Here is a 10358-nt window from a genome sequence, read left to right on the forward strand (position 1 = left end):
CCCAGCCAATGCCCAGGGATTCGTGGTGGTCCCCCCGGTAGCGGCCACCGCGAATTTCAGGCCGTCTGTCGCTCGCGGCGCGGACGGCCACGARGTTGCARGYGCCCCGTTTYCGTCGTGGGCGCGGTGGCACSGGATTGCTAGGACCAGGACCTTCTTCACCGCGCCCACCCCACCACGAAACCATCACGGCGTGATRKRTCGTGATGCTCCRTGCCGGTACCGGCAGATGGGCGAATGGGCASGGAGCCSCTACCGGGGGCCTCACTACGRAACCAGCGCCATTGGCAGGATCGTGGYCATTCAAACCGGTAACGGCATGAGGCTATTAMARCCCGGGGCCTGACRACGAAWCCAATGGGCTGCGCAASCCCGACAMGCCAGCCTCCTGCAAGGATCGCTTTCTTTTGGTTACTTTTCTTTACGAGTAAAGAAAAGTGACACCTCCGTGTGCGTAAACGGCCAACCCCGTACAGCCGCGMCAGCAGCTAGAAGCAATAAAACCCCACCAAAAACGCCMACCCCGCCTAAGCGGAGAAATCGCCGGYGACGCCAACACCAGCCTACCCCCGCCTCACCCCCTCAACAGGATCCGCCTCAAAGGCTTCCCACAGCGCATCACGCCGCTGCAACGCCTTGATGACTGAAGGCTGACGCAATTGCGCTACCGCCGAGACCAGCGCATTGCACAGGAAGAAGGCCGCCGTATAGGAATCAAAGGGGGAAGCATTACCCGTACGCACCAGCAGATGATGATGCGACAGCGGCACCAGTGGCGCAGCCGGACTATCGCAAATCGCGATCACCCGCGCACCGCGCTCGCGGAAAGCACGGGCGATGCTCACCGGCGCGCTGGAATAGCGGCGGATGCTGAACGTCAGCAGCACGTCCTCGGGCTCCACCCACAGCATGGCGTCCGTGGCAGTCACCGCTCCGGCCCCCAACTCCTGAACCTGCGGCCGGCACATGTTCAGATGCAGCGCCAGCCATGCCCCCACAGGCGCGCTGTTTTTCTGCGCCAGCACGAACAACCGCCCGCGCGGTTCGGCCAGCAGACGCGCGATCGCCTCGAAGGCCGCCATGTCCAGCACTTCGTGGGTGGCCGCCAGGTTGTGCTGGTCGTGCAGCAGCGCGTCGTCCACGCAGGCGCGCAAGGTGCGCTTGCCACCGATCGTGGCCGGCGCGCGCTGGCCCGCGGTGGGCAGGAGCGCCGTCACGCTGGCCCGCGCCTCGCGCTGGGCGTCGGCATAGCTGGCATARCCCAGCTTGGCGAACAGGCGCACCACCGTCGAGGCGCTCGTGCCGTGCTGGGCGGCAAGCGAGGTGGCCGATTCCAGCAGCGCATGCGGATAGTCGCGGCCCAGTGCATCGGCCAGCGCGTGCTCGCGGATAGTCAGCGTGGCCGCCTCGCGCGCGAGGCGCTCAAGCAGGGTGGCGCTGTGTTGAGGGAGCTCCTGTCGATTTTTCATGGCGTTGACACGCTGCAATGCATATTGCATGATCATAGCACTTTTGCAATACATGAATCATCTCCACACGATGGAAGGAGCGGGGGTATATGGCGGATAGCGAGATGCTTGCCAACGCGGCGGGCGAGGTGATCGACTGGCTGGGTGGCCAGCAGGCCGAAATGCAGGCGCTGCTACAGCGCATTGTGGACATCGACAGCGGCAGCCGGCAGGAAGCCGGCGTGACGGCCGTGGCAGAGGTCCTGCGCGGACACCTGCAAGCTGCCGGCATTGCGGTCACGCTGCATGCCGTGCCCGGCTACGGCGTGTGCCTGGATGCGCTGGTGCCCGGCGCCGGCGATGGCGCGCCGATCCTGCTCATGGGCCATATGGACACCGTGTTTCCGGCCGGCACGGCGGCGCGCCGTCCCTTCCGCGTGGAAGACGGGCTTGCCTACGGGCCCGGCGTTGCCGACATGAAATCGGGCCTGGTGATGAATGTGTTCGTGGCCGAGGCCCTGGCGCGCTGCGGCGGCAATGCCCTGCCAGTGCGCCTTTTCTTTTCCTGCGACGAAGAAATCGGATCGGCCGCCACCCGCGAGCGGATCATGGACGTGGCGCGCGGCGCGCGTGCCGTGTTCAACGCCGAGCCCGGCCGCGTCAGCGGCAACCTGGTGACCGGGCGCAAGGGGTCGATGGTGGTGGAATTCGAGGTAGAGGGCGTGGCCGCGCACGCGGGCGTCAACCATGCCCAGGGTGCCAGCGCCATCGACGCGCTCGCGCGCAAGATCCTGGCGCTGCATGCGCTGACCGACGCCGGGCTGGGCATCACCACCAATGTGGGCTGCGTGAAAGGCGGCATCGTGCCCAACATGGTGGCGCCGCATGCGCAGGCCGAGCTCGACGTGCGTTTCACCGCCGACACGGACATCGACGCGCTGGTCGGGCAGATACGCGCCATCATCGAGGCCGAATCGCTGCCGCGTACCACGGGCCGGATCACCGACATGCGCCGCACCCGGCCGATGACCCAGACACCCACGGACTTGCTGGCGCTGTACCAGCGCGGCGCGCAGCAGCTGGGCTTCTCGGTGGAGGGCGAATTCACCGGCGGCGCCGCCGACAGCGGGCTCACATCCTCGGTGGGCACGCCCACGCTGTGCGGCACCGGCCCGGTGGGCGGCCATGCGCACACCGTGCGCGAGTACTGCGAGCTTGCCACCTTCGTGCCGCGCGCGCAGGCGGTAGCGCTAGCCATCCTCGCACTGCGGTGAGCCGAGGCACTTCCCTGCATCCGACTTTAACTACCTTCACCACACTGCCATGCCGAACGTGCCATTCTCTCGCCGCCATTTCCTCCGCACCGGCCTCAGCGTAGCCGCGCTCGCGTGTGCCGCGCCGCTGGCCGCGCAAGCGCAAGGCGCGTATCCCTCGCGCCCCATCACGCTGGTGGTGCCCTTTCCGCCCGGTGGTTCGGTGGACATCATGGCCCGCCAGTACTCGGAGCCGCTCTCGCGCATCCTCGGCGTGCCGGTGGTCGTCGACAACCGCCCGGGCGCGGGCGGCTCGGTCGCCACGCAATCGGTGGCGCGCAGCAAGCCCGATGGCTATACGCTGGTGGTGTCCTCCCAGAGCAGTCACCTGGCCAACCCGCTGACCCAACCGAAGCTGGGCTACGACCCGATCAAGGATTTCGAGAACATCGCCATCCTGGGCCGCCAGCCCAACGCCCTGGTGGTGCACTCGAGCCTGCCCGTGCGTACCTTCGCGGAGTTCCTCGCCTACGCGAAAAAGAACCCGGGCAAGCTCGACTACGGCAGCGGCGGGGTTGGCAGCATGGGCCAGCTGAATGTGGAGATGCTCAAGGCCAGCACCGGCATCTATGCCACGCACATTCCCTATCGGGGCGGCACGCATTTGATCACGGCCGTGCTGAGCAATGAGGTCCAGTTCATCCTCGACAACCTGGTCATCATGCTGCCCTACATCAAGGAAGGAAAGGTGCGCGCGCTGGCGGTGGCTTCCGAACAGCGCCTGCCGCAGCTGCCCGATGTGCCGACCATGGCCGAGCTGGGCTATCCGCAGCTCAACCTGAGTTCCTGGACAGGCATTGCCGCGCCTGCCGGCACGCCCGAACCGGTGGTGCAGAAGCTCTACCAGGCGGTGCGCCAGGCCGCCAGCGACCCCGCCATGCAGACGGCCCTGCGCGCGCGCGGCGTGTTCCCGCCCGAGGAGATGACGCCAGCCGCCTTCGAGCGGATGATGGCCGAGCGGATGCAGCGCTACGGCGAAGTGGTCCGGCGAGCCAGGATCTCGGCGGAGTGAGTGCGCGGGATCAGGGCCTGACGGTGGCCTGCCCGCCCGTCTCACCCATTCCGCCCACTCCGCCCGCGCGCAGCATGTCGATGACAAGCTGCATGGCCGGCGTGGGCGGGCGGCTCTTGCGCAGCACCAGGCCATAGGGCGCAAGCCGGCCATGCAGGGCTACCGGCAGCGTGGCGATCATGTTCAGGTCTTCGTAGTAGCGGGCCACCGAGGTGGGCAGCACGGCCAGCATGTCGGATTCGCGCAGCACGGACAGCGTGGTGAGGATCGACGACGTCTCCACCGTGCTCACCGGCGGCGGCACGCGGTTCTCGCGGAAGGTCTGGTCAATGATCTGGCGCATCGGGCTGGGGTGCGGCTGGATGATCCAAGCGTATTCCGTCAGCGCGGCCAGTTTCAGCTTGCCGTGCTCCGCCGCCGGATGCCCCACGCGGGTGACGATGGACAGCGCCTCCTCCCCCAGCGTCTCGAACGACAGCTCCTCCGACGGCCAGCCATCCGGGATGCGGCCCAGCACGATATCGATCTGGTCCTGCTGCAGGGCGTGCACCAGCACATCGCTGGTATCGATCTGCACGATGATGTGCAGGCGCGGATGCGCTTGCTTGAGCCTGACAATCACCCGGGTCAGCAAATCCGGCGCCGGCGCCATCACGGCGCCCACGCGCACCTTGCCGACATCGCCGGCCTGGATGGCGACCAGTTCTTCGCGCAACTCGTCCATATCGGCAAAAACCACCCGCGCGTAGCGCATCACCGCCTTGCCCGACACCGTGGGGTCCAGCCCGCGTGCGTGGCGCGTGAACAGCGATACGCCAAGTACATCCTCCAATTCCTGCAAGGACTTTGTGGCCGCCGGCTGGGTCAGCGCCAGCCCTTCCGCCGCCTGGCGCAACGAGGGCGACTCCGACAGCGCCAGCATCAGCTGCAGGTGCCGCATACGCAGGCGTTTGCGGATGGACGCGCTGGATGGGATGGTCACGGCGATAAGCTCCGATAATAGGTGGACAACAATATCCGATGTTTTGTTTATCGCGGATTCTCGCACATGGCTTGGGCGCGACAGAGGTCTGCCGCGGCTGGCCTTTCCCGCACATTCCCACGGCCGCTACGGCGTCCGGAACCCGTCTTCCGCATTTTTCGCTGCACTTCGGCGCATTTGCGGCCTGTTTCCGCGCTGCTGCGGTGCTTTTCGGGCATACTGACCCGCTCCCTCCCCATTGCGAAGCCGGCGTCCTGGCTTCCCCCCTTGATGCCCGGCTATCAAACCAAGCAAGAGAGCATTGCCGTCGCCGGCGTAGCCGACCTGGTCATTCGCTCGCTGCTGGATAAGCAGCAGTACTACGACCCCCTCGGCGAAGCCGATCGCATGGGCATTTCTTCCGCCATGTGGCCGCTGTTCGGCCTGCTGTGGCCATCCGGCGCGCACCTGGCTGCCCGCATGGCGGCGCGCCCGGTGGATATCACCGAACGCGTGCTGGAGATCGGCTGCGGCCTGGGCCTGGCCAGCCTGGTGGGACACCGCCGCGGCGCCGACATGACCGCCAGCGACTGCCATCCGATGGCAGCGAGCTTCCTGGCGGAGAACGTGCGTCTAAATGGCCTGGCGCCGATGAAATACCGGCACGGGCACTGGAGCGCCACGGCGCCTGAACAGGACGCCGCCGAGGGTGCGAGCCCGGCCAGCGCCTACGTCCATGGCCATTTCGACCTGATCATCGGCAGCGACCTGCTCTACGAGCGCGATGCCAATGCCAGCCTGGCTCACTTTATCGGGCGCCATGCCAGCCCCACCGTCGAGGTCTGGATCGTCGATCCCGACCGCGGCAACCGCCCGGCCTTCAACCGGCAGATGGTCGAGCAGGGTTTCCTGATGCGCGAGGAAAAGCTGGACCGCGCGGCCTCCCCCGGCGTGGAGGCCTATAAGGGGCGCCTGCTGGTTTATCGCTGGGCCGCGCCGATGCCGCCCGCGCCCACCCTGCAGTAGCAGCCAGCCCCCGCCCGCAAGCACCTCCCCTCAACAAGGCGTAGCATAACGGGCTCCCCAAACCCTCCGCCTAGCCTCATGCGTTCCGCGCGATCCCTGCCGCCCCTTGTGTCCCTGCGCGCTTTCGAAGCGGCCGCAAGACGCCTGAGCTTCAGCCAGGCGGGGCAAGAGCTGTTCGTCTCGCAAAGCGCGGTCAGCCACCATATCCAGAAACTGGAAGAAAACCTCGGCGTGGCATTGTTCGAGCGACGCACCCGCGCCGTAGCGCTGACCCAGGCGGGGCAGGCTTACTATGCACAGGTCCATGCGGCGTTCGAGCTGCTGCGCCAGGGCACCGAGCAGATCCGCGCCCCCGCCGGCGCGCGCACGGCCCTGACCGTGGGGCTGCTGGCTTCCTTCGGCACGCGCTGGCTGGCGCCGCGGTTGCCGGCCTTCTCGGCGGCGCATCCCGGCATCGACCTGCAGTTGCGCCCCGATATCGCCCTTGCGGACGTGGCGGGCGGGGAGGTGGACGTGGCGATCCGCTACGGCCGGGGTGCCTGGCCGGGCGTGGACGCGCAACTGGTCATGCCCGAGCGCTTGTCGGTGGTCTGCGTCCCCGCGCTGATCGCGGGCCCGGACCGCCCGCGCAAGCCGCAGGACCTGCTGCGCTACCCGTTCCTGGCCTCGCATGCCAGGCATCCGTTCGAATGGGACGCCTGGGCCCGCCGCTTCGGCCTGGCGCTTGGCCAGGCACAGACCGTGCGCCTGCACGACTACAACATCGTGGTGGAAGCGGCGCTCGCCGGGCAAGGCATGGCGATGGGCCGGCACCGCCTGATCGCCCAGCAGCTGGCCAGCGGCGCACTGGTGCCGGCACTGCCCGGCGCGGTATTGGATGACCCCGGCATCGGATGGTGGCTGGTCACGCCGCGCGGCCCGCTGAGCGAGGCCGCGTCGGCATTCCGTGCGTGGCTCATCGAAACCGCCGTCCGCGACCCGATGGACGGCACGCATTAGCCGCGACGCATTAGTTTTGCTCATGCATGCGGGCCGAGAATTGATTGGTTCTGCCGTGGCCAAGCCGATAGGATTGGCGTTTTCCAACCTCGCTCCGGCGTAACCGACATGACCCTCTCCATCTCCGCCCGCGTGGCCGAACTCGGCCTGGCCCTGGAATCCGCGGCCGMTCCCGCCGCCAACTACGTGGCGTTCGTGCAGGAAGGCAATCTGCTCTTTATCTCCGGCCAGATCTCACGCAAGGATGGCCAGCCCACCTACCTGGGGCGCCTGGGCGACAACATCTCCGACGAAGACGGCGTGCAGGCCGCGCGGCTGTCGGCGCTGGGCATCCTGTCGCAGATTGCCGCCGCCACGGGCGACCGGCTGGACCGCGTGGCCCGCGTCGTACGCCTTGGCGTCTTCGTGGCCAGCACGCCGGAATTCCATCGCCAGAGCGCCATCGCCAACGGCGCATCGGACCTGATGGTGCAGGTATTCGGCGAGGCGGGCCGTCACGCGCGCGCCGCGGTTGGCGTTGCGTCGCTGCCCAGCGGCGTTGCCGTGGAAGTCGAAGCCGTGATCTCGCTGACCCAGCCCTGAACCCGACGCGCCTCACCGGAACCCCCATGCCCCCTCCCCTCACCCCCGCCGCCGTGGAGGCGCTGCGCGCCCGCGCGCCAGGCACGCTGACCACCACGCACTTCAATCACGCCGGCGCCTCGCTGCCCTCCGCGGCCACGCTGGAAGCGATTCACGCCCACCTGTGGCGCGAAGCCACGCAGGGGCCGATGGAGGCCGGCTTGGCGGCCCGCGAACAAACGGAACGCGCGCGTACCCTTGCCGCGCGGTTGCTGAACGCCCAGCCGGCGGAGATCGCCCTGACCACCGGCAATTCGCCCGGCTGGGGCGCCGCCTTTGCCGCACTGGGATCCTGGCAGCCCGGCGACCGCATCCTGGTAGGGCGCCACGAATGGGGCGGCAACCTGGCCGCCATGCGCCTCACGGCGCAGCGCGCGGGCGCATCGATCGAAGCCATTCCGTCCGATAGCAGCGGCGCCGTGGATCCCGAGGCGCTGGAGGCCATGCTGGACGACCGCGTGCGCCTGATTGCGCTGACCTGGCTGCCGGCCAACGGCGGACTCATCAATCCCGCCGCGGCCATCGGAAAGGTGGCGCGGCGCCACGGCATCCCCTACTTCATCGACGCCGCACAGGCGGTGGGCCAGTTGCCGGTCGACGTGGCCCAGGTAGGCTGCGATGTGCTGAGCGGCGCCGGCCGCAAGGCGCTGCGCGGGCCAAGGGGCACCGGCCTGCTCTATGTGCGGCAGGATTTCCTGCCCCGCCTGACGCCGGCATTCGTGGACACCTATTCCGCGCCGCTGGATGCGCACGGCGACCCCGTCCTGCGGCCTGGCGCGGCCCGCTTTGAATCGGCCGAAGCATCGATGGCGCTGCGCTGCGGCCTGGCCAATGCCTTGCAGGAAGCGTTGGAGATCGGCCTTGAGAACATCCGTGCGCGGATCGATGCCACCGCACAGGCGCTGCGCGCGCAAATGGCCGGAATACCCGGCGTGACGGTGCTGGACCAAGGCCGCGAGCGCTCCGGACTGGTGGCCTTCAACGTGGCCGGCCAGGACCCCGTGTCGGTGCAGCGCAGCCTGGCGGCGCAGGGCGTGGTGATCGGCAGCAACGGTACCGCCTATACGCCCCTGGATATGAACGCCCGCGGACTCAGCCAGATTGCCCGCGCCTCGGTCAGCTACCTGACCACCGAGGCGGAGATCGGGAAATTGCTGGGGGGCTTGCGGGCGCTGGTGCGTTAGGGCGCCGGTATCCCGATATCCAGGCCGATCCAATCTCACGGCCCCCTTTTCGCGTCAGCGCTCACGCAGGCCGCGATCCCATCGCTAGTCCCCCTTCCCGGCACCCGCCTTGTCCGCCGTGCCAGCACTTCGCAGCGTGGGTACCAGATCGTCCGGCGTCTCGACGTTGACTGGAATGGGTGGCATCCAGCGCAAGGTGCGCTTCGCGCTATCACGCGGGCCGCTCAGGTAGGTGTGCCAGTGTGCCCGCCGGATGTGCGGGCGCGGGCCAGCATGAGTCCCAGCACCATCGCCAGCGCCGGCGGCATCGCCAGCGGCATCACGGCCAGCACGGCGCAGCGCGGCGCCCAGACGCGTGGCAACGTCCCAGCACACCGGTCGCTGCGCGGCGAACATGCGCACCCCCTTCTTGGTGCGCTTCGGCACCGGCCGCGATGGCCGGGATGCACCATCCCCGATTTCGGCGGCTTCGCTGCACAGGTACAGGAGCAGCGAGAGAATACGCGGCAGCAGCGTCGGCATATTTCGCTCAAAATCTGGTTCGGGCGCCATGCCGTCCTCACGCATGCTTTGAAACATGCCGCGAATAGCCTCGCCCAACGTGCGGCGGGTCAGATCGATCGGGCAGGTGAGCAGGCCGTCAGTGTAATTGAGCTGCAGCATCAGCACCTCGCGGCCGGTGTTGGTTTCACACAGGTTGGCGAAGACGCCGTAAACGAGAAGATCGTCCCAGTGCATGCCGGGCGTCTCAAGATAAACACACCATTCTGGCAAGTGCCGCAACAACGCCGCGGGCAATTCCCCTGTCACGGGCGTCGCGCACAAGGCATCGTAGACCGTCGGGTCGATGCGGTAAATCCCCTGCGTCACGCGCCAGGCCGCTATTGTCGCCACAAGTTGCAAATGCGTGACCAGCCCCTTCGGCGTCGGGTCGCCTGGGCGCAGACCGAGCCTGCGCATCATCATGTTCCGAAGCAGCGTGTATGGAATGTAGTAGTGGTCAGGCCATCCCCGCGCCGCTGGATCACGCAAGGCGCGCAACTTGTCCGTTGTCGCCAACAGGCCGGGATAGCAGGTGCCGACGTGCGTGAGCCAGTAACCGGGATGCATCTTCGCTGCGTCGCCCGATGCCGACGGCAATGCGGCAGGCACCTGCGGCTGCGGTGCGTGCGCTGCGTTGATTGAATTCGTCATCGTCTTTCGCCTCATCAGTAAAGCGGCACCGGTATCATCCCGCGAGCCGTGACATCGGCAAGCGAGCAGCCGCTTGCACCGTGGCTAGTCTGCCCATGCCGCCGCCATCCACTGCGCCGGAACCATCAAAGCTGGCCCCCGCCAGCTCCAGCGTGCTGCCTCGCACCTCGATCCTTACCGGATCGGTCTTCTTCCACTGTTTCTTCGGCACCACCAGCTTCCAGACCGTCTCCTTGCCGGGGCTACGGAAGAGCGCGATGACCCCGACATATTCCGCCTCGGCATGCATCGGCTCGCTCAAGCTCACGCTCGCATCGGGGCGCAGGATGACGTCCTTGGTCGCCAGCAGATCCGGCTTGAGTAATTCGAGATCATCGGCCTGCAGTCGCGCATAGCCCAGCTGTTCAAAGGCCTGCGGCGATTTCAACKGGTAGATCCGCACCACCGTCGACAACGATTGCCCGGCGCCGTTTGTATTTAACGACGGCCGGCTGGTGAGATCGAGGCTCATGGTCTTGACCTGCGTCGTGAAGGCCCATTTCGCTGCCTCCACCGTGCTGTCCTTGACTGCCTGGCCCACGCCGCAACCAGCTATATGGG

General features: G+C 67.3%; 10 protein-coding genes. 6 read left to right on the forward strand and 4 right to left on the reverse strand.

Annotation, left to right across the window (positions count from 1 at the left end):
* Positions 1-563 precede the first annotated feature (563 nt).
* A complete protein-coding gene (locus AC1DKD_RS34025) occupies positions 564-1469 on the reverse strand; it encodes a MurR/RpiR family transcriptional regulator (RefSeq protein WP_441637066.1) in 906 nt (301 codons plus the stop codon).
* A gap of 89 nt (positions 1470-1558) precedes the next feature.
* Here AC1DKD_RS34025 and AC1DKD_RS34030 point away from each other — a divergent pair, with 89 nt between their 5' ends.
* Both AC1DKD_RS34030 and AC1DKD_RS34035 read left to right on the forward strand, forming a co-directional pair.
* Positions 1559-2722, forward strand: a complete 1164-nt coding sequence (locus AC1DKD_RS34030) for a M20 family metallopeptidase (RefSeq protein WP_441637068.1) — start codon at positions 1559-1561, stop codon at positions 2720-2722.
* A gap of 49 nt (positions 2723-2771) precedes the next feature.
* On the forward strand, positions 2772-3773 hold the full coding sequence (locus tag AC1DKD_RS34035) for a Bug family tripartite tricarboxylate transporter substrate binding protein (protein ID WP_441637070.1): 1002 nt from the start codon (positions 2772-2774) through the stop codon (positions 3771-3773).
* 10 nt (positions 3774-3783) lie between these two features.
* Here AC1DKD_RS34035 and AC1DKD_RS34040 read toward each other — a convergent pair whose 3' ends face one another.
* Positions 3784-4713 (reverse strand): LysR family transcriptional regulator, encoded by a 930-nt coding sequence (locus AC1DKD_RS34040; RefSeq protein WP_441637084.1) that lies wholly within the window; start codon positions 4711-4713, stop codon positions 3784-3786.
* Between the two features lie 312 nt (positions 4714-5025).
* Here AC1DKD_RS34040 and AC1DKD_RS34045 point away from each other — a divergent pair, with 312 nt between their 5' ends.
* The 4 genes from AC1DKD_RS34045 (at position 5026) to AC1DKD_RS34060 (ending at position 8564) form a co-directional block, all read left to right on the forward strand.
* The gene (locus AC1DKD_RS34045) at positions 5026-5760 is read left to right on the forward strand and encodes a class I SAM-dependent methyltransferase (RefSeq protein ID WP_441637072.1); all 735 of its coding nucleotides are present in this window, start codon (positions 5026-5028) and stop codon (positions 5758-5760) included.
* A 78-nt stretch (positions 5761-5838) separates the two neighbouring features.
* Positions 5839-6759, forward strand: a complete 921-nt coding sequence (locus AC1DKD_RS34050) for a LysR substrate-binding domain-containing protein (RefSeq protein ID WP_441637074.1) — start codon at positions 5839-5841, stop codon at positions 6757-6759.
* A gap of 108 nt (positions 6760-6867) precedes the next feature.
* A complete protein-coding gene (locus AC1DKD_RS34055) occupies positions 6868-7341 on the forward strand; it encodes a RidA family protein (protein WP_477144252.1) in 474 nt (157 codons plus the stop codon).
* A gap of 26 nt (positions 7342-7367) precedes the next feature.
* Positions 7368-8564 carry an aminotransferase class V-fold PLP-dependent enzyme gene (locus AC1DKD_RS34060; RefSeq protein WP_441637078.1) on the forward strand — a complete coding sequence of 399 codons (1197 nt, stop codon included), beginning with the start codon at positions 7368-7370 and terminating at the stop codon, positions 8562-8564.
* An 84-nt stretch (positions 8565-8648) separates the two neighbouring features.
* Here AC1DKD_RS34060 and AC1DKD_RS34065 read toward each other — a convergent pair whose 3' ends face one another.
* Positions 8649-9758, reverse strand: coding sequence for an AcrVA2 family anti-CRISPR protein (locus AC1DKD_RS34065; RefSeq protein WP_477112139.1), 1110 nt, complete (start codon positions 9756-9758; stop codon positions 8649-8651).
* A 34-nt stretch (positions 9759-9792) separates the two neighbouring features.
* The gene (gene tssJ, locus AC1DKD_RS34070; RefSeq protein ID WP_477144253.1) at positions 9793-10353 is read right to left on the reverse strand and encodes a type VI secretion system lipoprotein TssJ; all 561 of its coding nucleotides are present in this window, start codon (positions 10351-10353) and stop codon (positions 9793-9795) included.
* Positions 10354-10358: the final 5 nt, after the last annotated feature.

The sequence above is a fragment of the Cupriavidus sp. 05T313 genome (assembly GCF_056396665.1).

What these genes read in the sequence shown, in the direction of transcription:
- AC1DKD_RS34030 (WP_441637068.1), top strand. Translation starts at nt 1,559, where the DNA reads ATGGCGGATAGCGAGATGCTTGCCAACGCGGCGGGCGAGGTGATCGAC.
- AC1DKD_RS34035 (WP_441637070.1), top strand. Translation starts at nt 2,772, where the DNA reads ATGCCGAACGTGCCATTCTCTCGCCGCCATTTCCTCCGCACCGGCCTC.
- AC1DKD_RS34040 (WP_441637084.1), bottom strand. Translation starts at nt 4,713, where the DNA reads ATGCGGCACCTGCAGCTGATGCTGGCGCTGTCGGAGTCGCCCTCGTTG.
- AC1DKD_RS34045 (WP_441637072.1), top strand. Translation starts at nt 5,026, where the DNA reads ATGCCCGGCTATCAAACCAAGCAAGAGAGCATTGCCGTCGCCGGCGTA.
- AC1DKD_RS34050 (WP_441637074.1), top strand. Translation starts at nt 5,839, where the DNA reads ATGCGTTCCGCGCGATCCCTGCCGCCCCTTGTGTCCCTGCGCGCTTTC.
- AC1DKD_RS34060 (WP_441637078.1), top strand. Translation starts at nt 7,368, where the DNA reads ATGCCCCCTCCCCTCACCCCCGCCGCCGTGGAGGCGCTGCGCGCCCGC.
- AC1DKD_RS34065 (WP_477112139.1), bottom strand. Translation starts at nt 9,758, where the DNA reads ATGACGAATTCAATCAACGCAGCGCACGCACCGCAGCCGCAGGTGCCT.